We start from the raw sequence: 21,558 nt of genomic DNA, 5'->3' as shown, positions 1-21,558 counted from the left end.
TCGCCGCTCCGCGACCCGGGAGGCGCCGCGACCCATGTCGATCGTCCCGAACGTCACGCTTCCCTTCCGGCCCGAGGCGGCGGAACGCGTCCGCGTGCGGGCCGTCTACCTCGAAGGGCAGGTCGACCTCAAGAGCTTCCGGGCGCGCCATCCCCATTACCCGGTGCTGGCCGCCGATCCGCTGGTGACCGAGCCGGTGCGCGGCAGCTATGCCGTCCTGACGAAATTCGGCTCGGTCGTGTTCTGGAAGTGCACCGACCGCACTCAGAGAGACTTCCTCGCCGACGTCGGATTGGTCATGGGAGACTCGCCCGACACGAAGATGGAGGAGGAGATCGAAGTGCTGGTCGGGGCGGGCGAGAGCGCGGTCACCTTCAACGAGGTGCGGCTCAAAGAGCTGACTCTGGACCGCATGACCATCATCTCGCTCACCGTCGCCCAGTCGGTGGCCCTGGATCACATCGAGCAGGTGGTGGCCGCGGCGCTTCGCCGCTTCGAGCCCGTGGTGAATTGCCTCCACGCCAGCGGCCGGCTGCGCCTTCCGGTGAAAGAGGTCCTGCGCGCCATCGGTTTCGCCCTTCAGGTCCGCTCGTCCGTACTGGCCAACCTCACGCTCTTCGACAAGCCGCCAGAGACGTGGGAAAGCGAGATGCTGGAGCGCCTCGACAGCCAGCTCTACGATTTCTTCGATCTGGAGGAGCGGCTCTCCGCCATCAAGGAGAAAGTCGTCTACTTCACCGACATGAGCTCGATGCTGATGAACCTGCTCAACCACCGCCGGACCGTGCAGCTCGAGCTGGCGATCCTGCTGCTGATCTTCATCGAAGTGCTGGTTTTTATCTGGTCGTTGATGCGCTGAGCATCTGCAACCTGGATTCCGGGTTCGCCGGGTCCGTCCGGGAGGTGCGCATGAAGTACTTCAATCTGTATCTCGTCGGGTACCTCCTGTTCCTGGGGGGCGTCCTGGCCGCACTCTGGAAGCTGAAGCTTCTTCAAAGGATCGGCGCGACCTGGGTTGTCATCGGCTGCGTCATCGCCGTCGGAGTCGGCTGGATGTGGGCCGTCTCGGCCGGCGCCTCGAAGAACATCAACCTCAACAAGTAGCCGTCCCCGCCAAAAAACAAGGCGCGCGCCTCACGAAACGATGGCGCGCGCCTTGAAGAAAGACGTCCCGCGAGCGGGGACGGCTCTAGCTGACGATCAGCAGGACCTCCTTGCCCTTGAAGAGATCGGGATCGAGAATCTTTACCCGGGCGCTGTGGCGGTCCTGATCGGTCTCGATCGTGAAGTCCCTGCCCTCCTGGTAGATCGCCGGAAGCACCTTCACCTTGCGAATCTCGGTCAGGCCGAAGGTCTGCGAATCCAGGTTGATCGTGGACCCTTCCCGGAGATCGATCGATTCGTCGTACTGGACGCCTTTGACGTTCTCCACGCGCTGGAGGACCGAGCTGAGGACTCCCTGATCCTTCAGCGTCCGCACGTCCGCGGCGTGGTAGAAGAGGCTGTTCTGCTGCGTCGCCATCTCGCTTTCGAGCTGGGCCTTGGCGGTCTCCAGCTGGGATTTGTCGGTCTCGAGCTGGGACTTGGTCGACTCGAGGTCGGCCTTGGTCACCTGCAGCGTCGAGACTTCCGCCTGCGCGACGTCCCGCTCGCTCTTGAAGGTGTCCCGCTCTTGGATGAGCTGGCGCTGCTTGGCCCGGCGCACCGCGAGCGGGGTCTGGCCGGCCTCACCCTGGGTCACGTACGTGCGGAAAACGTCCTGCTTCGGATCGTAGAAGAACCACACCTTGTTGCCCGGCAGCAGCTCATCGCTCAGGTCGATCTGGGAGAGAAGAGTCTTCGACTTCTCCGGGTCGACCTGCTTCTCCTGGGTCAGGAAGGCCATGGCCAGGTCGCGGTGCTTGTCGCCGTGCTTCACGACCACGAACTTGTCCGAGAGGTTCTGCTCCAGGCGCATCACGTTTTCCTGGAGTCCCCGGATGGTGTCCCGGTCGGCGATGATCTTCTGAAGGAGGGCCTTGTAGGAGACGTCCTTCTCCTCCGCCACGAGATTGTTGAGGACGTCACGCTGTTCGGGGCTCAAATCCTGGCTGAAGATCTCGCTGAACTGCAGCTGCGTCTCACCCGGCTTGCGGGACGCGTTGAACGTGTCGATCCGCTTCATCATGGTGTCGGTCGTCTTGTCGATCTCGGAACGGTCCTCCTTGAGCTGGGTGAGCAGCTCATCGGGGGTCTTCGCGGTCCCCGGCCCCTTTCTCGCGCAGCTCATCGTTCCAAAGCCGAGCACCATGAAGATCGCCGCGGCGGCGAGGCCGAAACGCGCCATCGACGCCGAACGTCCTTCGGCGGCCCGTGTGTCGAGTGTTTTGCCTATCATGGGACCTCCTGCGGGAAATGACGGCCCGCTCAATTGAGAGTTGTAAGAAGTTTGACATCAACAGCAGGATCCATGCCGACCATGGCCCCGCCCTTCGCCTCGCTTCGCCGGGAGATCTTCGCCTTTAAGCGACTCATTCCAAACATCCAAAGAGGGAATCGGGCCATCGCGAGTGGATCCAGCCCGCCAGCCGTTTGCCTAAAGAACCTACCATTCTTGTAATCGAAGGACGAATTTTGGACATCGATTTGCGAGGAGAGATCTCTACGTGATTCGCTGTAGGGAAAACACCGCGGAGGATTCCCTACCGAGAATGCAGGGAGATTCGGAGTTGTCGCTCGCGGCCGCGGGAGCCAGAGTACTGTGATCGACAACTCTCATTGAAGGAGGTCGTCCATGCAGGGTCCTCTTCGCGGTTTGCTGGCGGGCGTCGCGGCCTGGAAGCTCGGCGGCGGATGCCTGTCCACCATCCTGATCTTCCTCGTGGTGTTCTGGATGCTCGGCTACGTGAGGTGTTGAAGGCAGGGCGAGATCCCTATCCCGGAAGAGGCCCGCCGGATAGCGGTTTGGGGTGAACACCCCATACTGCCGTCGCCGCCCCCAAGCGCATAATGCCGTCTTCGAAAAAGGGGGACTCGCATGAACATCCTGATTGCCGATCAGAATCCTGGGTTCCGCAATGCTATCCGGCAGCTTCTCCAAGGGGGCGAGGTCGAAGAGGTGTGGGAGGCAGCGGACGGCGAGGAGGCGGTCGCCCTGGCCCGAGAGTTTCAGCCCGACCTTGTCCTGATGGAGATGACGCTGCCGCGGGTCAGCGGCCTGGAAGCGACCGCAATGATCAAGAAAACCGGAAAGAACGTCCAGATCGTCATCATGGCGGAGCAGACCGAGCCGGTCTACCGGCTGGCGGCGCTGCGCAGCGGCGCCGACGCCTTCATCCCGAAGGTCAGCGCCTGGGCCAGCCTCGTTCCGGAGGTGCCGCAAAAGGCGGTGAGGCGCGCCGGCGCTTCTTGAGCCCGGGTTCGCCGTCAAGACGCGCGTCTCCACCAGGCCTTTGGATCCTCGCCTTTCCCCCGGAAACCGCGAACCCGGGTAGACAAGGGCGCGTCCAGGGTTTATTCTCCTCGCTCCCACGATTCTCCGATGCGCGACTTTGACCTCGGAAGATACGAAGATACGATGAATGACCGTTTGAAATCGGCTTACGAGCTGGCGATCGAGAAGCTCAGCAGCAAGGACAAGAAGTCTGGGTCGAAATCGACCGCTCCCGAGAAGCTCTCCCCCCGCCAGAAGGAGCGGATCGCGCAGATTCGCCGCGAAACGGAGGCCAAGCTGGCAGAGCGGGAAATCCTTTTCCGCTCGGAGCACCGCGCGGCCGGGCATGATCCCGAGGCGCTCGAGAAGCTCGAGGAAGCCTACCGGCGGGACCGCGAGTCCGCTCTCTCCCGGCAGGAAGTCCGCATCAAGGAAGTGAAGCGCGGCAAGAAGTAGTACTCCTTCCTCCGCCGCCCGGCCGATCCCTCCTCCAGCGCGTCAGGAAAATCGGATGGGGTCAAAACCCTATCGCACCCGCCGATTCCGCTGCTTATCCTGATTTGCGTTCGGCCAATCCTTTTTGACGCGCGCGTGCCGGCGAGGCAAAAGAGAAAGGAGCGAGCATGCGGGAAGCGACGAGGCGGACGACGTCCCGGCCCAACGGGGGCGCGGTTCAGGCATCGAAGGTGCTCGGCGAAGAGGTCGTCAACCGCCAGAACGAGAGTCTCGGCAAGATCCAGGATATGGTGTTGGACGCGGAAGACGGCCGCGTCTCCTACGCGGTGCTCTCCTTCGGCGGGTTCCTGGGAATGGGCAACAAGCTTTTCGCCATTCCGTGGCAGGCGTTCGAGCACCACGCCGGGGAGGACAAGCTGATTCTCAACGTGGACAAGGAAAAGTTGCAGAACGCCCCGGGGTTCGAGAAGGAAGGTCGCTGGCCTGACTTCGCCGACCGCACTTGGGGAGAGAGCATTTACAGCTACTACGGGTACGACACCTACTGGGTGCCGTAACGTAGCCATGCGGGGCGCTCGCCGGCTCACGGGCAGGGTGGCGGGCGCCCCGCAGCTTCGAGCCGTTCCCCCGCGCCCCGCTGCGCCTTCCTGATTTTTCTTCCCGGCCTCCCACGATGGACATCGCCTTCTTCGGGCGCTATCCTGCTTCACCCGCGGTGGTCGTAGACGGCTCGAGTCTCGACGGACGGTCCGCACTCCAAGGAGGGAAAACCCATGACGAGTCTGAAGCGCCTGGCCGCGAGCCTGGCGTTCGCCGCGCTCGGCGTTCCGATCCCCGCGGCTGTCGCTCAGGATGCGGCCGACAAGCCGGTCCGGCCGACGATCCGCGTTTCCGGCGAGTCGACCGTCCAGGCGAAGCCCGATCAGGCCGAAATCGAGATCGGGGTCGTGACGCAGGCCCCGACGGGGCAGGCCGCGGCGGCTCAGAACGCCCAGAAGCAGGACGCCGTCCTCGCCGAGATGCGCAAGGTGCTCGGGCCCCGGGCCGAGATCAAGACGATCAGCTATTCCCTGAGCCCCAACTATCGCTATCCGAAGGAAGGGGGGCAGCCGACGATTTCGGGCTACACGGCCAGCAACGTCGTACAGGTCAAGACGCCCGATCTGCCGCAGGTGGGGCGGATCATCGACCTGGCCACGCGATCGGGCGCCAACAACGTTCAGGCGCTGCGCTTCACGCTGAAAGACGATCAGCCGGTGCGGAACCAGGCGCTGCGGGAGGCCGCGCTCCAGGCGAAGGGAAAGGCGGAGGCGCTCGCCTCGGCGCTGGGGGTGAAGATCGTCCGTATCCTTCAGGTGGAGGAAGGGGGACAGGCGCCCCGGCCGATGTTCGCCGAGGCGCGCCAGATGCTCGTCAAGGACCAGGCCGCGTCCACGCCCGTCGAGCCCGGGACGCTCGAGGTGCAGGGCTTCGTCTCGCTGGCGGTCGAGATCGGCCGCTAAGCAGCGGCCACCGGCCCGGCGCCGGCCGGATCACCACACCTCGCAGCGGCTCGCCGCCGGACGGACCATGGGAGCGTCGGCCGCGCAGCCGAATGCTCTCTGGAAATCGGCAAGGTTCGACAGCGGCCCGATGACCCGGTACTTCGCGATCGGGTGCGGATCTCCCTGGATCATCATCCGCTGCGTCTCGGGGCGGATCTCGTCTCCCCGGAACTGACCCCAGGCGACGAAGAACTGCTGGTCCGGCGTGAGGCCGTCGACCGGCGGTGCCGGCGGTTTTCCCTGTTGCGAGATCTGGTAGGCGCGGTAGGCGATCTTCGCTCCGGCGAGATCTCCGATGGCCTCTCCGAGGACGAGCTTCCCGTTGTGGTGGATCTCCGGCTCGATGAAGTAGCCGTCGAACTGGTTGACGACGCACGCGGTGCGCGCCTGGAAGCCGCGCAGGTCTTCCGCGGTCCACCAATTCTGCAAGCGCCCCTGGGCATCGTATTGGGCCCCCTGGTCGTCGAATCCGTGGCTGATCTCGTGCCCGATGACGACGCCGATCGCCCCGTAATTCACCGCGTCCGCGGCGTCCATCCGGAACGCCGGGGGCTGGAGGATCCCCGCGGGAAAGACGATCTCGTTCAGCAGCGGATTGTAATAGGCGTTCGAGGTCGGCGGCGTCATGCCCCACCGGCCGCGGTCCACGGGCTTGCCGACCTGCGCCCAGTCGTCCGCCACGTTGAACTTCCGCCCGGCGGCCGTGTTGGCCCAGAATGAGTCGCGCCGGATCTCCACCTTGCGGTAGTCCTTCCACTTGTCGGGGTAGCCGATCTTCGGGTTGAAGGTGGAGATCTTCTCCAGGGCCTTCTTCTTGGTGTCGGCCCCCATCCACTCCAGGTGCTCGATCGTCTCTCGCATCGCCAGCAGGAGGTTCTTGACCAGCTCCTGCATGCGGGCCTTCGCGGCGGGAGGGAAGTGCCTTTCCACGTATTTCTGCCCGAGCGCCTCGCCGAGGTCGGCGTCGGTCGACTCCACGCAGCGCTTCCAGCGCGGCTTCAGCTCTCCCGCTCCGGCCAGATACTTGCCGTAGAAGGCGAAGTCCTCGTTCACGAAAGGAGTCGAGAGGGCGCCGGCGGCGGAGTGCAGGAGCTGCCACTTGAGGTAGGTCTTCCATTCCGGCAGCGGCGAAGCGGTCAGGCGGCGCTCGACCTCCTGCACGAACTTCGGCTCCTGGACGTTCAGGTCGGATTTCGGCAGCGCCGCGCTCCGGAAGAAGCCGCTCCAATCGAAGTGGGACGCCAGGTGCTCCAGGGCGACAAACGTCATCTTGTGGTCGGTTTCCCGGGGGTCCCGCAAGGCGACGTTGTCGAGCGAGGCCGCCGCCAGCTTCTTCTCGAACTCGAAGACCGTCTGCGCCGCCGCTTGGGCCGCCGCCTCCTCGGTGCCGGAGAGATGAAACATCGCGGCCACGTGAGCCTGGTATTTCTCCCGGGCTTCCTGGAAGCGCGGTTCGGGCTTGAAGTAGTAATCGCGGTCGGGCAGCCCCAGGCCGGCGGCGTAGACGTCAGCGATGACGCGGCCCGGGTCGTGGTTGTCGGAGGCGGATCGCACGCCGAAGGGGACGGGAATCTGCAGCGTCTGGAACCGCCCGATCATCCGTTGCAGATCGGCCGGTCCTTTCATCGCGTCGATCTCGGAAAGCAGCGGGCGGATCGGGGCGATGCCGGCCTGCTCGATCCGTGGCTCGTCCATGCAAGAAGCGTAGTAATCGGCGATCTGCTGCTCCACGGCTCCCTTTTTCAGGCCCTTCTTCTGGGAGGCTTCATCGAGAATGCCCCGGAGCTGCTCCTTGGCCGACTCCCCGGAAGCCCAGCGGCGGCTCCATCGGGTCATGGAGGCGGGGATGGGGTTCGCGGCGCGCCAGGCGCCGTTGGCGTATTCAAAGAAGTCGCTGCAGGGATCGACGCTGCGATTCAGGTCCTCCGCGTAAACGCCGTGCTGCGGCTCGGAGCTTGCGAAGGCCGCCGCGCCCGCGCCGAAAACCAGGACAAGAACAGTCGCCAGGGTGCGCATCATCGTTACTCCTCTCGGTCTCCTATCGACGGAATATGGATAAGGATAGTACGGATAGTTACGGGACGAGTTTCCCGAAATTTCAGGACTGGGTGCCGCGTCTCCGAAATCCCGTTACATTCGGCCGTCGATCCATCCCGGCTGGCTGCGTTGCGCCTCGCTTGCGTACCGCATTGGGTACGCGGCACTTCGGCGCGCCTTGCCATCCGGGCGCCTCAACGGCCTCGATGTTAACGTGATTTCCGAGACTCAACACCGGCCTCGTCGAAGGCAGGATTCTCGTCCAGCGGGGCGGCGGGATTCAAGTCGGCCCGGTCGCAGAGGAGGACGGCGGGAGGGAAGCCGGCTCAGGTCGGCGCGCCGGAAAGGAGGAAATCGAGCGAATCACCCGGAGAAGCCTCGCGGGGCTCCCGGTTCTTGATGAAGATCCGGGCCTCCCGCGATCCTTTCAAGGTGATTCGGGATCCTTCGACGCGCAGCATCGTTCCCTCGCGCAGCCCCACGACGGGCGGGTCGTTCACCTCGTGAAACTGGCGGATCCTCTCCTCCCTCGTCTCCCCCTGATGGGTCGAGGCGGGGTCGGGATCGAGGTAGTGAGGATTGATGTTGAACGGCACGAGGCCCAGCGCGTCGAAGCTCGGCGGCTGCACGATCGGCATGTCGTTGGTCGTCTTGATCGTCAGGCAGGCGACGTTCGATCCGGCGCTCGCGCCGACGTACGGAGCGCCCGCCTCCACCCGCTGCCGGATGACGCCGAGGAGATCGAGCCGGTACAGCGCCTCCAGGAGGCGGAAGGTGTTCCCCCCCCCGATGAAGACTCCCTGAGCTTGGCGGACCGCATCTTGGGGATCGGGCGACTCGTGCAGCGAGCTGACCTCGATGCCCAAAGCGCGGAACCGCCGGCGCGCCAGGTCGGCATACGTGGTGCGATCGTGAAGCGCGAAGGGGACGAAGACGATCCGGCTCGCCTGGCCCAGGAAATCACGGAGCTCCGCCTCGCAATGGTCGAGATAGCCGCCCCCGTGCTGGGTGGAATTGCTGATGAGCAGCAACCGTTGCATGGCAGGAGCCCCCTGATTCGGAGACGAGGCATTCCGCGGACACTATAAATCGGTCCCCCAGGGCGGTAAAGCCGGAATATGGCGATCGGTGCTCCAACACGAGCCAATGCGTGCCCAATCGACTCCATCTGTCCACCTCTCTCCCTGCCCCCGTCCCGTTACAAAAGCGTTCAGGCCCCGATTCTGCGCCCGAAACGGTCCGGAGGACGGGGTGGCACAATCCCGTCCCGGGCACTAACTTAATGCGAGCGGAAGAAGCCCGTCTCACGACTCGGGGATTGAACGATGTCGCCCTTCACCCTCCTCTCCGAATACCGGATTCCGAAGCGCGAGGTTGCCGCCGAAGTCTCCTTGCTGGGCCAGCCCCGGAACGTGGTCAAGCTCTTCCTCGGCGATCGGGCTGAGAACCACAGCGGCCCCGAGAAGCCGAGCGACCTGTTGAACGGCTCCCGCCCCTTCTTTCCGGCGGTCGAGCCCCCCGACAGGTTCGTACTCCTGCATCGCGATTCGGTCACCGCTCTGTCGGTCGAGGCCGAGGTCGAATTCCCCGCCGAGGAGTCCTCAGGGGGCGCCGAGGCCGAGGCGGTCGCCAAGGTCCTGGTGGAGCTCGTCCTCCAGGACTGGACCAAAGTGCGCGGAACGGTGCAGTTCCTGATGCCCGAGGGGAGGCGGCGCCTCATCGATTTCCTGAACACCGGCGATCGGTTCCTCATCGTACGTGCAGACGGGCTGGCCCACTTGATCAACAAGCGGAGAATCGTGCGAGTCGAAGCGCTCGAGGCGGGAGGAGAGGAGGGCGATCGATGGCCCTGATCGACCGCCTGATCCTCACCATCTACAAGTACCGCGCCCAGGAGCTGATCGTGGCGCCAGGGGAGAAAGTTACCCTGGCGATCGGGGAGAGCCGGCGTTCCGTCTCGGCCGAGGCGGCCACCCGGCAGCAGGTGGAATCGTTGCTTCGGGAGATCCTCCCGGGTCACCTCGCCACCGCCGCGTCGGAGGACGGCAGCCATGAATTCCCCTATTCCTCGCCTTCGGGATCGGTGAAAGTCCGGGTGGAGCGAGGCCGGGGAACGCTGCGCCTGCGCGCCATCCCGATGCTCGGCGACGGGCTCGAGGATGAGGCCGCAGGACCGGCCCAAAGCGCCGGGGACAAGATCTCGCCCGCGCCGGCACAGGAGTCGAACCCGGCGATTCCGGCCGCTTCCGATTCCCGTCACGACCCGCGGCACCGCAGCCCTCTCCTTTCGACCATCGTGGACGATGAAGCGGGCCGGTCCTCACCGCTATCCGATTCCGCCGAGCCTGAAGCGGGAAGAGCCGCGCCGCCGATGGCGGCCGCAGCGGCTCCGGTGAGGGCGGGGGGAACCCAGGCCATGGAGGAGCTTCTCACGCGGATGGTCCGGGAAGGGTGCTCCGACCTGCACCTGTGCACCGGGACCGCCCCCTTCTTCCGCCGGGACGGCGACATGGTTCCGCTGAGGGAGGCCGCCCCGATGCCGGAAGCGGAGGTCCGCGAGCTCCTCTTCTCCATCACCCCGCGGATCAAGCGGGAAGAGTTCGAGACACGGCACGACACCGATTTTGCCTACGAGATCCCCGGCGCGGCGCGCTTCCGGTGCAACCTGTTCGTGGACCGGATGGGGGTGGGCGGCGTCTTCCGCCAGATCCCCTCGAAGGTCCCGACGGCCGAGCAGCTCGGCCTCTCCAAGCACATCCTGCAGCTCTGCGAGCTCTCCAAGGGGCTCGTTCTCGTCACCGGGCCGACCGGCTCGGGAAAGTCGACCACGCTCGCGGCCCTGATCGACTACATCAACCGGAACCGGACCGGCCATATCATCACGATCGAGGATCCGATCGAGTTCGTGCACGGCAACCAGAAGTGCCTGCTCAACCAGCGCGAGGTGGGGACGCACACCGAGGGGTTCAAGGAAGCGCTGCGCGCCGCCTTGCGTGAGGATCCCGACTGCATCCTGGTGGGGGAGATGCGCGATTTGGAGACGATCGCCATCGCCATCGAGACGGCGGAGACGGGGCACCTGGTGTTCGGAACGCTGCACACCAACACGGCCGCCTCCACGGTGGATCGGATGATCGACCAGTTCCCGGCGGACCGGCAGAACCAAGTCCGCACGATGCTCTCCGAGTCGCTCAAGGGGGTTCTGTCGCAGACACTCTGCAAGAAGAAGGGAGGAGGCCGGATCGCGGCGCTGGAGGTGCTGCTGGTGACGCCGGCCGTCAGCAACCTGATTCGCGAAGGGAAAGCCTTCCAGATCCCCTCCATCATGCAGACGGGGAAGGGGCTCGGGATGTGCACGCTCAACGACGCCTTGATGGATGTCGTGCAGAAGGGGCTGGTCACGCCGAAGGAGGCCTACTTCAAGTCGGTCTCCAAGTCGGAGTTCCGAGCGCTCCTGGAGCGCAACAACCTCAAGATCGACGCAGCCTGAAGCCGGGCCGTCTCACGGCCGAGTCGATTTGACCGTTCCTCCCGCTCCACTCTATTCTTCCCGCCATGAAGCCTCACCTCCCGCGCCTGCTTCCCAGAGACGTGTTCCTGCGGCGCGTCTTTCGATCCGTGCTGCTCTCGGCGGGGTTGATTAGCGGTTCGCTCGGGATCGGCGTCCTCGGCTATCACTTCTGCGCCGATCTCGCCTGGATGGACGCGCTCCTGAACGCATCCATGATCCTCACCGGCATGGGGCCGGTCGACCCCTTGAGGACCGCGGGAGCCAAGCTGTTCGCCTCCGCCTATGCCCTTTTCTCCGGAGTGGCCTTCCTGTCGATCGTGGCGGTCTTGATGGCTCCCGTGGTCCATCGATTCCTGCACCGCTTCCACCTGGAGCTGGGGGGAGACGATCCCGACCGGGAGCTGTAACGTCCGCGCCATCGACCCGACCCCCCCCGAATCGGCTGGTTTTTCCGCGCTGCCATCACGAAAAAAAAGCCAGGGGCATGAAGACGCCGGGATTGACCCACTGCCCCGGAATCGGTTACTTTTTTCTGCGCTACTCCAATATCAAGAGGACCCCCCATGACGATGACGAGATCAACCCGGCTCCTGGTACTCTTGCTCGCGCTCGCCCTGCCGCTCGGCGCCATCCTTTCCGATCCCGCCACCTTGAAATATCCCGAGACCAAGAAAGGCACGGTGGTGGACGACTATCACGGCGTCAAGGTCGCCGATCCCTACCGGTGGCTGGAGGATCCCGACGCGACCGACACTAAGGGATGGGTCACCGCCCAGAATGATCTGACGTTCGGTTATCTCTCCGGCCTGCCTGGCCGTGAAGCCCTGAAGAAGAGGATCACCGAGCTGTGGAACTACCCGAAGGTCACGACGCCGTTTAGGGAAGCGGGGCGCCTGTTCTACCGCAAGAACTCCGGACTCCAGCGACAGTCGGTCTTCATGACCCGCGCCACGCTCGACGGCGAGGTCAAGGCGCTGCTCGATCCGAACGTCCTTTCGCCGGATGGTTCGATTGCCGTGCGCGACTATTCGCCGTCCCCGGACGGGAAGCTCCTCGCCTATGCCACCTCCGAAGGCGGAGAGGACTGGGAGACGGTCCACGTGCGCGACGCAGTGACGGGCAAGGACCTGCCTGACAAGCTCGCCTGGGTGCGCTTCTCCTCCTCTTCCTGGACCAAGGACGCGAAAGGCTTCTTCTATTCGCGCTACCCCGAGCCGCCGAAGGGCCAGGAGAAGGCGGCGGCGCGCGACCAGAAGATGTACTATCACCGGGTCGGCACGCCGCAATCGGAGGACAAGCTGATCTTCGAAAGGAAAGACCTGCCGACTTGGTTCATCGGCGGCGGAGTCTCGGAGGACGGCCGTTACGTCGCCATCTACGCGGCGCGCGGGGCGGATCGCCGGAGCCGCCTCTACGCCCTCGATCTCGGAGACCCGCACAAGCCGGACCTCGCCGCGCCCGTAAGGCCGATCGCGGAGCAGGACGACGCCGAGCAGACCTTCCTGGGGAACGTCGGGACGACCTTCTACATCGTGACCGACCTCGACGCCCCGAAGCGCCGGGTCGTCTCGTTCGACTCGCGACACCCGGACCGGAAGAGCTGGAAGACGGTGGTGCCGGAGTCGGCCGACACGATGGAGGCGCTCGTCGTGGCGGGGCAGCGCGTGGCCGTCCAGTATCTGGTCGACGCCCAGAGCCGGATCCGAGTCTTCACCCTGGCCGGTAAGCCGGAAGGGGATATCCAGCTTCCGGGGGTCGGGACGGTGGAGCAGATGGGCGGGCGCAACGACACGCCGGAGCTGTTCTACTCCTTCACCTCGCCGCTGTCGCCCTCCACCGTCTACCGCTACGACTTCCGGACGGGGAAGACGACGCCCTTCGAGGCGCAGAAGCCGAAATTTGATCCCGCTGGGTACGAGACCAAGGAGATCTTCTGCAAGTCGAAGGACGGCACGCGCGTCCCGCTTTTCGTCAGCGCCCGCAAGGGGCTGCCGATGAACGGCGAGAACCCGACCTTGATGGAAGGCTACGGTGGGTTCGACATCAGCAACGCCCCGGTGTACGACCCCGACGTCCCCGCCTGGCTCGAGCGCGGCGGCGTCTACGTCACCGCGATCCTGCGCGGCGGCAGCGAATACGGCGAGGAGTGGCACCATGCCGGGATGCTGGAGAAGAAGCAGAACGTCTTCGACGACTTCATCGCCGGGGCCGAGTGCTTGATCAAGGAGAAGTACGCCTCCCCCTCGAAGCTGGCGATTCGCGGCGGGTCCAACGGCGGGTTGCTGGTCGGGGCGGTCATGGAGCAGCGGCCCGATCTGTTCGCCGTGGCGCTGCCCGCGGTCGGGGTGATGGACATGCTGCGCTTCCACAAGTTCACGGCGGGAGTCGCCTGGGTGCCGGAATACGGCTCCTCGGATGATCCGAAGGCCTTCAAGTATCTGCGGGCCTACTCGCCGCTGCACAACGTCAAGCCCGGCACCTGCTATCCGGCGACACTGGTCACGACCGCCGATCACGACGACCGCGTCGTCCCGGGTCACTCCTTCAAGTTCGCCGCCGCCCTTCAAGCCGCCCAGGGCTGCCCGAAGCCGGTGGTCATCCGGATCGAGACGCAGGCGAGCCACGGCTACGTCCCGACCGACCGCCGCATCGAAGAACTGGCCGATCTGTGGGCCTTCACGGCGGCGAACCTGGGAGTGCCGTTCGGCGACAAAGGCGGCGCGGCGCCGTAGGACAGGGGAGATTCGCCGAAGAGAAGCGCTCGTCGAGCTAGTGTTGCGTCTCAGAAACTATGTTAACACCGAGACCGTCGAAACGCCCGGATGGCAAGGCGCGCCGAAGTGCCGCGTACCCAACGCGGTACGCCAGCGAGGCGCAACGCAGCGAGCCGGGATGGATCGACGGTCGAATGTAACAGGATTTCGGAGACGCGACACTAGGCTTCCCGCAACGCGTTGACGATCTTGAGGCGCGCCGCGCGGGCGGCGGGGAAGAAGCCGCCGAAGAGGCCGATGGCGAGGGAGAAGACCATGCCGCCGGCGATCAGCTCGGGGGTCAGGCGGAAGTTGAAGAGGATCTCGGCGAAGGTGTTGAAGTTGTTGGTGCCGGTCGGATCGCTCAGGACGGTGTTGACGATGCCGACGGCGAGCGCCGCCCCGACCGCCCCGCCGATCAGGGCGATCAGGACCGACTCCAGTATGAAGGAGGCGAGGATCGACCAGCGCCTAAAGCCGAGCGCCCGCAGCGTCGCGACTTCGCGGGTCCGGGCTGAGACCTGCGCGTACATCGTGTTCATGGCTCCGAAGGAAGCTCCCACCGCCATCAGGATGCCGACGAAGTAGGCGAGGAACTGGAGCGGTTTCGCCGTGCCCATCTGCTCGGCGTAATAGACGTCTTCCGGCTTGGCGTCGAGCTTCACCTGCTGGTCGCCCTTGACCGCGGCGATGAAGCGATCGCGTGCGGCGCGATCGGGGGTGCGGACCCGGACGATCGAATAGCCACCGGTGCGCTTCGACTGCGACTGGACGTCATGGAGGTCGCCCCAGATCTCCGAGTCCTGCGGCGAGCCGTTGGCGTCGAACACCCCGACGATCGTCCACTTCTCGCTGCCCGCCTTGACGGTGTCGCCGATCTCCATGCCGGCGAAGCGCTGCTGCGTGCGGCGCGAGACGATCGCCTCGCTCGTCCCTTCCCGGAACATTCTGCCTTCCACGATGCGCATCGGGCGCAGGCCGAAGGCGGCCGGCAGCACGCCCCGCACGACGACGTTCGTCTTCTTGCCGTCCTTGCGCGGCACGTTGATGAGCGGCACCACCTCCGGGGAGACCAGCGGCTGTCCCTGCGCGTCCCGGGCGATCCCGGGGAGCCCCTGAATGACCGCGAAGCGCTCGTTTTCGATGAAGCTCTGGACGTCCGATTGGGCCCCGACGCGCATCACCACGACGTTCAACGGGGAGACGTTCGTCGTCAGCGTCTTGCGCACTCCCTCGGCGAGCGACAGGACCAGCAGGAAGACCATCACCACCAGCGCCACGCCCAGGATCGTCATCCCGGTGGAGAATTTCCGGACGAACAGGTTGCGGAGGTTGTACTTCAGCGGGACGGCCATGTCACACCACCTTGCGCAGGCCGTCGACGATCCGGACCCGCGAGGAGCGGATCGCGGGGACGAAGCCCGCAATCGTCCCGATCGCGACCGAAGCGGCGAGCGCCATCAGGATCGTGGTCGCCGACACGCGGAAGTTGTAGGCGAACGTCGCCACGGGCGAGTGTTTCATCCCCTCGACCAGCACGGCGGTGAAGGGGAAAGCGAACGCCACCCCGGCGATCCCGCCGAGGATCGCCAGCACCATCGCCTCCGCCAGGATGAGGGCCAGGACCTGGCCCTGGCGGAAGCCGAGGGCCCGGATGACGGCGATCTCGGTGACCCGCTCCCGGGCGCTCATCGCCATCGTGTTGGCCGTGATCAGGACGACGGTGAGCAGGACGATGATCGAGATCGAGCGCACCAGCATCTTGACGTTCCCCATCATCTCCAGGAACTGCAGGTTGAACTCCTTCTCCGGCATCGCCTTCACCGGAGCGTCGCTGTTCTCGAACATCGAGTTGATCGCCTCGGTCACCCGCGGCACGTCGTCGGGCGTCTTCACCCGCAGGAAGAAGATCCCGGTGGTCGACGAGCGCCCGGCCCAGGAGTTCTCCAGGTATTTGTTGTGGAAGAAGATGTTCGACTCGTCGCGCCCCTTGTAGATGCCGCGCAGGACGAGGTCGAGATCCATCAGGACGTAGGACCCCTTGATCTGAATCCGGTCACCGAGCTTCCAGTGATAGCGATCGATGAGCTGCTGCCCTGCGATGAAGGCGTCGCGCTCGCTCTGCCAGGCCTTGAGCTGGTCGGCGGGAATCTCCACGTCGGCGTTGAGCACCGGCCAGACTTCGGGGTCGGTCGACAGCTGGCCGAAGAAGTTCTGCGCCCGCTGGTCGATGTAGGTCCCCCCGAACCAGATTTCCGGAGCGACCGCGATCACGCCGGGGACCTGCTCGATCTTCTGCCGGTAGGCCAGCGGCATGAAATTCGCGAGCCCGGTGGCGTGCTGGACGACGATCCGTGTGGCCCCGAGCGTCCCCAGGGCGGCGTCGCCCGAGAGGGCGTTGAGCAGGGAGACCAGCACGACGATCAGGACGAGGACCAGGACGATCGAGCCGATCGTCAGGAACGCCCGGGTCTTCTTGCGGAAGACGTTCTTCCAGACGAGCCGGAAGAACTTCATCGCCGCGTCCCCGCCTGGGTCATTTCCTCGGGGCTCGCCGGCGTCAGGACCCCCTTGTCCAGGTGGACCATCCTTCCGGCCACCGCCGCGGCGCGGGGATCGTGGGTCACCATGACGATCGTCTTCTTGAACTCCTGCGACAGCCGCCGGAGCAGGTGCAGAATCTCGTCGGCGCTCTTGGCGTCGAGGTCGCCGGTCGGCTCGTCCGCCACCAGGATGGCGGGATCGGCGACGACGGCCCGCGCGATCGCCACCCGCTGCTCCTGCCCGCCGGAGAGCTGGCGCGGGTAATGGTCCATCCGATCCCCGAGCCCGACGATCCCGAGGGCGGTCTGGACGTGCTCGCGCCTCTCCTTGCGGGAGAGCCGGGTGAGGAGCAGCGGCAGCTCGACGTTCTCGAAGGCGGTCAGGACCGGGATCAGGTTGTAGAGCTGGAAGATGAATCCGACATGGTCGGCCCGCCAGCGCGCCAGATCTCCCTCCCCCATCGCGGAGACTTCGCTCTCGCCGACGAGGATGCGTCCGCGGGTCGGCTTGTCGATCCCGGCCATCAGGTTCAGCAGGGTGGTCTTGCCGGATCCGGACGGGCCCATCAGGGCCAGGAACTCCCCCGGCTCGACGGTCAGGTTGATGTCCTCGAGGACCGGGATCTCGATGGCGTCCCGCCGGTAGACTTTCGAGACATGCTCGATCACGATCTGGTGCTGGCTCACGCGCCCTCCTCTTCTTCTCGTCTTTCCCGGGCTTTCATTCCTTGATCCGGATTCTCGTCCCGTCGGACAGTTCCAGCCGGGCCGCGTCGGCCACCAGCGACTCCCCGCCGAGCAGCCCCTCCTGGATCTCCACCGCCCCCTCCTGTTCCTTGCCGGTCACGACCGCCCGGAAGCGGGCCCGCTCTGCCTGAATCAGGAAGACGCCCGGCTTTCCGTCCCGCGTGACCAGGGCGCTCTTCGGGACCTGCACCGTCGGCTTCGCGGGCTTCCCGGCGGTCGCCTCGGACGTGAAATTCACCCGGGCCGAGAGATCGGGAAGGATCTTCTCGTCGGGATCCTGGAACGCCACCTTGACCTTGACCGTCCCTTTCTGCCGATCGGCCGAGGGGATGATCTGCTTGAGGGCGCCATGGTAGGTATGGTCGGGGTAGGCGTCAAGGACGATCTCGGCCGGCTGGCTCGGCGCGAGGCGTGACAGGTTGCTCTCGTTCACGTCGGCGCCCACGTAGAGCGTGGAGAAATCGACCAGCGTCACGATGGCGCCTCCGTTGGAGGAGCCCTGTCCCGGAGAGCCGAACGGCGAGACCGCCTCGCCGACGTGCGCCCGCTTGGCCACGACGACTCCGTCGAAGGGGGCCCGCAGCACCGTGTAGTCGAGCAGAGCCCGGACGTAATTCACGCGGGCCCGCGTCGTCGACTCGCCGGCGGTCGCCGCGTCGAGGTCGGCCTGCGTGGCCAGCCCCTGCCGCTCGAGCGCCTGCTTGCGCCGGAGGTCGGAGTCGGCGTTTTTCCAGGCCGCTTGCGCGTCGGCGAGCTGGGCGTCGAGATCGGTGTGATCGAGCCGGGCGATCACGTCCCCCTTGCGGACGCGGGATCCCTCGGTGACGGCGAGCTGGGTGATTCGGGAGGTGATCTTGGGCGACAGATCGGCCCGGGTCTCGGCCTCGACGTAGCCCGAAACGGTGAGCAGGGTCAGCGCCTGACCCTGCGTGACCAGCGCGGCCGTCGTCTTCTCCACGGCGACGGCCCCGAAAAAGACGGAGGCGGCGAAGTAGGCGCCCACGGCCAGCGCCACCGCCGCCACGGAGGCCGCGATCAGCCAGGCGGTTGGACGCTTCGGCCTTTCGGCGTCGCGCCGAATCCGCAGCGAGGCCAGCTCGGGAGGCGGCTTCGGGGCCGGAGAGGATTGGGACGCTTCCATGGGCGCACGTTCCCTTGCGAGCGGGCGGTGGCGTTGAGATGATAGAAGACTCAAGTCTACCCGCAGGCCGGCGGGCAGGTCAACGGCGGCCGGGCTCCTGGCGCAGTCTGAGCCATTACTCTGGAACCCCACCGCCGGCGCCCACTGCGGCTCGATCCGGAGGCGGGGGAGCTCCCGTGGGCGCCGCCCGAGCCGGCCCTGGAGGCGCGCCCGCGGATCGGTCGACATCCCGGCGATAGAGAAAGAACCTGCCGCTCGTCCCCGCGAGTTTCCATCCATGCTCTTCCGGTTTCTTGCCCAGGTACTGGAAGACATAGCTCTCCCAATCACAGAACCATCGGACCCCTTCGGCATCCAGATAGTTCCACATCGTGTCCTGGAAGCGGAGGGCCTTGGCGTTCACCTTGCCGTCGACGTTCACGACTCGATCCCGGAAATAGCCGAGGGCCCCGGATTGGCCCGCGGCGACCAGCTCTCCGGTGGGCACGGACCGCTGGACCAGAGGAAGCTGCTGGTCGTGCCAGACGTTGCCGAGGAAGATCCACTTCGTTTCCAGGGCGGCGCATATCACCACCACCTCCGCCGCCAGCCCGGCGCCAATCAAGAGAACGATCCAGCGCCTGGTCTCATGCAAAGTGACGCACATCCAGCCGAAAGCCAGCGTGCTGAGCAGCAGAAGCGGAGCAAGGTACCGGGGATAGAAATGGATCGCCCAGCTCGAGAGGGCGTACCAGGCCGCGAGGATCGCGCAAGAGAGGAGCAGGTACCCGCCGAAGGCGAGTCCTCTCCGGGTTCTTCGGGACGCCGGATCCCCGAATCGCCGGAAACCCCGGATGGCGAGCCAGACGACCAGAATCCCCAGAAGGAGCTGCAGAAAATCGGTCGGAATGCTCTTGTAACGTCCTGTGTAGGCTGCGGGGAAGCCGTCCTCACCAAACGCCCACAGGGTTGAGCGGATCTTCGACCAGGAGAGACCCCAGGCCGTCTCAGCCTGGCCGCTTGTCGGCATCAGGGACCCGAAATAGACGTAGTTGTAGATCCACCAGGGAGCCGAGATGAGGAACGGAACCCCCGAGAGGATGGCCGCCTCCCGGAGGCGCCGGAGCCATCCGCCCGCCCCCCGCTTCAGCAACCGGTGCGCGGCGATCACGATGACGAGGAAGACGGCGTCGACTCGCGTGAGCACCACGAGTCCGAGGATGGCCCCGAGCGCCCAGAGGGTGCCGCTCCCCTCCGAGCCCAACTGGTAGACCCGCCAGACGAGGGCGAGGAAGAAGAGAAGGCATCCGGTCTCGAGCCCGTTGTAATGCTCGAGCAGGATGTCGGCGCTGCCCAGATAAAGCAGAGCCACCGTCAGGAAGACGGTCGTCCGTCTTTGCTGGTCTTCCCGGGGCAGCAGGTCTCGCCCGATGTGCCCCAGGAGAAAGGCGGTCGCCGCGCACAGTGCGAACTCGAGAATCCAGACATACCGAAGGGGCGCGTAGCGGTCCTCGCCGGCGAGCCAGAAGAAAGGTACCGTCGCGAAGGTGAAGAGCGGCTGGAAACCGTTCGTGGCGGTCGTGCCGTCGATGGTGATTCCCTGGCCCAGCGCGACGTGGCGGGCGACCGCGAAGGAATAGAAGGGATCGTCGGCCAGAGGATAATCAGCGAGCTTCTCGCGCCCGCGAATCGTCAGCGAAGCGTGCGCCAGCAGGGCGATTGCGACGAGGGCTTTGAGAATACCCGCGGACCAGCTGCTGGGCACGTCAAAGCGCTTGAGGGGAGATCGCGTCACGTCGGGAGCCCGCCGCATCTGGAGAGATATTCCAGGTTCTGAAGGCGCAATCTAGCATGGCCGATCGGCCATTGTCACGCCGCGCCTGGAGCGCATGGCACAGCGCTGCATCGCGTACCCCGCGTGGTACGCAAGCGAGATGTTGCGAGCCGGGATGGATCGACGGCCGGATTAGGAGCGGTTTGGACCCGGCGGCCGGAACCCGGACGTGGGTCAATCCGCCTCAATGTAACGGGATTCCGCGGACGACACTTCAGCGGAAGGCGATGAGGTAGAGCCAGTTCGCCCCGATGAGGAGCGCCACGGCCGCGCGGGCGGCGGCCTCTTCCCGTCGCTCCAGCCTAAGCAGGGCGAGACGCCATCCGGCGAGGCGGCAGGCGGCCGTGACGAGGCCGAGGACGACGGCGCCGGGGGCCAGCACCGCGACGAGGGGATTGTCCGCCAGCGCCACCAGCGGATGGGCGGCGGCGAGAGCGGCGAGGGCCCGGGTCGAGCCGCAGGCGGGACAGGGGATGCCGGTGAGGCTGTGCAGGGGGCACAAGGAAGGGATCCATTCCAAGGGGAGCTGCATCCGCAGCCACGCGGCGGCCGCGCCCAGCAGGGCGATGACCCCGAAGATGGCAGAGTAGGGGACGCTTCCCGGTGCGGGCGCGACGCGGACGATTCGCATCAGGCGCCGCCGCCCTTGAGCGCCGCGAAAAAGATGCCCGCGAACAGCAGGATACAGATTCCTGCCACCACGCAGCAGAGCGCCAGGGGGAGCAGGACGGCCACGGCTGCCTTGCCGGGAGGGATCTCGTGAGCTTTCGCCAGGCCGATGATCTGGCCGACGAGAGACCAGACGAGCGCCACGAAGCCGCCGCAGATCGGCACGAGATAGAAAGGCGCGGCGCTTCCCCACGCATAGGAGACGACGCGAACGGTGGCCTCGAATCCTTCGCGCGCTCCTCCGAAGACCCAGAGGCAGACGTGCAGAATGCCCGACCACAGGAAGACTACGATGAGAACCAACAGGGGAGCGAGAACGATTTTCATGATTTGCCCGACGACCTGGAACGCCGGGGAAAGGGTCTGCTGAGGGAGATCGAACCCCATGCTGCGCGCGAAGTCCAGCGCGCGCTCCCGCAGCGCCAGGTCCCAGAGGGAGCCTGCTACGACACCGACCCAGCCCAGGAGAGCCACGTATCCGAGGGCCGAGCCGAGATTCGCCCGCTTCGGCATCCTGCCGAAGAACGAGTCGGGCTCAAACAGGCAGGAACGGATGTTCTGAAGCAAGGCCGGGAAAAACCCCAGGCTCGCCCGGTTCTCCCACGGAATCCCGCCGGGGGCGGGAGCGGAAGGCGGGACGGGGCCTCCGCCTCCGGCCGCGCCGGCCGTGAGGGATCCGCCGCAGGAAGGACAGCGCACTCCCGCGTAGGCCTCAGGGATCTCCTTGCCGCAGAGCGGGCAGAACATCCTCTCTCCTCCTTGTTCAAAGTGGGCCCGATTTCACCGGCCGATAAGTTACACGTCTCGGAGGAACCACGCAAGGTGGTGTCGCGTCTCCTCAATCACGTGACATTCGGTCGTCGATCCATCCCGGGTCGCTGCGTTGCGCCTCGCTTGCGTACCGCTGTGGGTACGCGGCGCTTCGGCGCGCC

21 protein-coding genes are annotated in these 21,558 nt (G+C 65.6%); 11 read left to right on the top strand and 10 right to left on the bottom strand.

The features are described from left to right. The first annotated feature begins 34 nt into the window (after window positions 1–34). Window positions 35–859, top strand: a complete 825-nt coding sequence (locus VGR67_09665; GenBank protein ID HEV8336672.1) for an RMD1 family protein — start codon at window positions 35–37, stop codon at window positions 857–859. A 50-nt stretch (window positions 860–909) separates the two neighbouring features. After that, on the top strand, window positions 910–1,104 hold the full coding sequence (locus VGR67_09660) for a hypothetical protein (protein ID HEV8336671.1): 195 nt from the start codon (window positions 910–912) through the stop codon (window positions 1,102–1,104). Between the two features lie 85 nt (window positions 1,105–1,189). Here the strand turns inward: VGR67_09660 and VGR67_09655 are convergent, their stop codons facing one another. Then, window positions 1,190–2,377, bottom strand: a complete 1,188-nt coding sequence (locus VGR67_09655) for a hypothetical protein (GenBank protein ID HEV8336670.1) — start codon at window positions 2,375–2,377, stop codon at window positions 1,190–1,192. 396 nt (window positions 2,378–2,773) lie between these two features. On the opposite strand from VGR67_09655, the gene VGR67_09650 reads away from it, so the two are divergent. The 5 genes from VGR67_09650 to VGR67_09630 all read left to right on the top strand — a co-directional run bounded on the left by VGR67_09650 (window position 2,774) and on the right by VGR67_09630 (window position 5,370). Then, window positions 2,774–2,896, top strand: a complete 123-nt coding sequence (locus tag VGR67_09650; GenBank protein ID HEV8336669.1) for a hypothetical protein — start codon at window positions 2,774–2,776, stop codon at window positions 2,894–2,896. A 120-nt stretch (window positions 2,897–3,016) separates the two neighbouring features. Next, entirely contained in the window at window positions 3,017–3,391 is a 375-nt protein-coding gene (locus VGR67_09645) for a response regulator transcription factor (GenBank protein HEV8336668.1), read from the top strand. Window positions 3,392–3,556: 165 nt separating this feature from the next. Then, the gene (locus tag VGR67_09640) at window positions 3,557–3,868 is read left to right on the top strand and encodes a hypothetical protein (GenBank protein ID HEV8336667.1); all 312 of its coding nucleotides are present in this window, start codon (window positions 3,557–3,559) and stop codon (window positions 3,866–3,868) included. A gap of 167 nt (window positions 3,869–4,035) precedes the next feature. Beyond that, window positions 4,036–4,425 carry a PRC-barrel domain-containing protein gene (locus VGR67_09635; protein ID HEV8336666.1) on the top strand — a complete coding sequence of 130 codons (390 nt, stop codon included), beginning with the start codon at window positions 4,036–4,038 and terminating at the stop codon, window positions 4,423–4,425. Between the two features lie 216 nt (window positions 4,426–4,641). Next, the gene (locus tag VGR67_09630) at window positions 4,642–5,370 is read left to right on the top strand and encodes an SIMPL domain-containing protein (GenBank protein ID HEV8336665.1); all 729 of its coding nucleotides are present in this window, start codon (window positions 4,642–4,644) and stop codon (window positions 5,368–5,370) included. A 30-nt stretch (window positions 5,371–5,400) separates the two neighbouring features. On the opposite strand, the gene VGR67_09625 is transcribed toward VGR67_09630, so the two are convergent. Then, window positions 5,401–7,431 carry a M13 family metallopeptidase gene (locus VGR67_09625; GenBank protein ID HEV8336664.1) on the bottom strand — a complete coding sequence of 677 codons (2,031 nt, stop codon included), beginning with the start codon at window positions 7,429–7,431 and terminating at the stop codon, window positions 5,401–5,403. A gap of 344 nt (window positions 7,432–7,775) precedes the next feature. Then, window positions 7,776–8,489, bottom strand: a complete 714-nt coding sequence (gene pepE / locus VGR67_09620) for a dipeptidase PepE (GenBank protein ID HEV8336663.1) — start codon at window positions 8,487–8,489, stop codon at window positions 7,776–7,778. Between the two features lie 285 nt (window positions 8,490–8,774). On the opposite strand from pepE, the gene VGR67_09615 reads away from it, so the two are divergent. From VGR67_09615 to VGR67_09600, 4 genes are all read left to right on the top strand, one after another. Further along, window positions 8,775–9,302 (top strand): hypothetical protein, encoded by a 528-nt coding sequence (locus VGR67_09615; protein ID HEV8336662.1) that lies wholly within the window; start codon window positions 8,775–8,777, stop codon window positions 9,300–9,302. Beyond that, window positions 9,293–10,939, top strand: a complete 1,647-nt coding sequence (locus VGR67_09610) for a type IV pilus twitching motility protein PilT (GenBank protein ID HEV8336661.1) — start codon at window positions 9,293–9,295, stop codon at window positions 10,937–10,939. Before VGR67_09615 ends, VGR67_09610 begins: the two co-directional genes overlap by 10 nt. 65 nt (window positions 10,940–11,004) lie before the next feature. Continuing rightward, the gene (locus VGR67_09605; protein HEV8336660.1) at window positions 11,005–11,367 is read left to right on the top strand and encodes a hypothetical protein; all 363 of its coding nucleotides are present in this window, start codon (window positions 11,005–11,007) and stop codon (window positions 11,365–11,367) included. Between the two features lie 162 nt (window positions 11,368–11,529). Then, window positions 11,530–13,692, top strand: coding sequence for a prolyl oligopeptidase family serine peptidase (locus VGR67_09600; GenBank protein ID HEV8336659.1), 2,163 nt, complete (start codon window positions 11,530–11,532; stop codon window positions 13,690–13,692). Window positions 13,693–13,895: 203 nt separating this feature from the next. On the opposite strand, the gene VGR67_09595 is transcribed toward VGR67_09600, so the two are convergent. The 7 genes from VGR67_09595 to VGR67_09565 all read right to left on the bottom strand — a co-directional run bounded on the left by VGR67_09595 (window position 13,896) and on the right by VGR67_09565 (window position 21,373). Then, window positions 13,896–15,068 carry an ABC transporter permease gene (locus VGR67_09595; GenBank protein ID HEV8336658.1) on the bottom strand — a complete coding sequence of 391 codons (1,173 nt, stop codon included), beginning with the start codon at window positions 15,066–15,068 and terminating at the stop codon, window positions 13,896–13,898. A gap of 1 nt (window position 15,069) precedes the next feature. Next, a complete protein-coding gene (locus VGR67_09590; GenBank protein ID HEV8336657.1) occupies window positions 15,070–16,230 on the bottom strand; it encodes an ABC transporter permease in 1,161 nt (386 codons plus the stop codon). Further along, window positions 16,227–16,943, bottom strand: a complete 717-nt coding sequence (locus VGR67_09585) for an ABC transporter ATP-binding protein (protein ID HEV8336656.1) — start codon at window positions 16,941–16,943, stop codon at window positions 16,227–16,229. The genes VGR67_09590 and VGR67_09585 overlap by 4 nt, the downstream gene beginning before the upstream one ends. Window positions 16,944–16,977: 34 nt before the next feature. Continuing rightward, window positions 16,978–18,144 (bottom strand): efflux RND transporter periplasmic adaptor subunit, encoded by a 1,167-nt coding sequence (locus tag VGR67_09580; protein HEV8336655.1) that lies wholly within the window; start codon window positions 18,142–18,144, stop codon window positions 16,978–16,980. Window positions 18,145–18,259: 115 nt separating this feature from the next. Continuing rightward, on the bottom strand, window positions 18,260–19,918 hold the full coding sequence (locus VGR67_09575) for a hypothetical protein (protein HEV8336654.1): 1,659 nt from the start codon (window positions 19,916–19,918) through the stop codon (window positions 18,260–18,262). Window positions 19,919–20,171: 253 nt separating this feature from the next. Continuing rightward, window positions 20,172–20,588 (bottom strand): DUF2752 domain-containing protein, encoded by a 417-nt coding sequence (locus tag VGR67_09570; protein ID HEV8336653.1) that lies wholly within the window; start codon window positions 20,586–20,588, stop codon window positions 20,172–20,174. Then, complete coding sequence (locus tag VGR67_09565) at window positions 20,588–21,373, bottom strand: YIP1 family protein (GenBank protein ID HEV8336652.1); 786 nt, start codon at window positions 21,371–21,373, stop codon at window positions 20,588–20,590. Before VGR67_09565 ends, VGR67_09570 begins: the two co-directional genes overlap by 1 nt. Between the last annotated feature and the right edge of the window lie 185 nt (window positions 21,374–21,558).

The sequence above is a fragment of the Candidatus Polarisedimenticolia bacterium genome (assembly GCA_036004685.1).
Classification (GTDB): Bacteria; Acidobacteriota; Polarisedimenticolia; order Gp22-AA2; family AA152; genus DASYRE01.
This window is presented reverse-complemented; position numbering and strand designations above follow the sequence as displayed.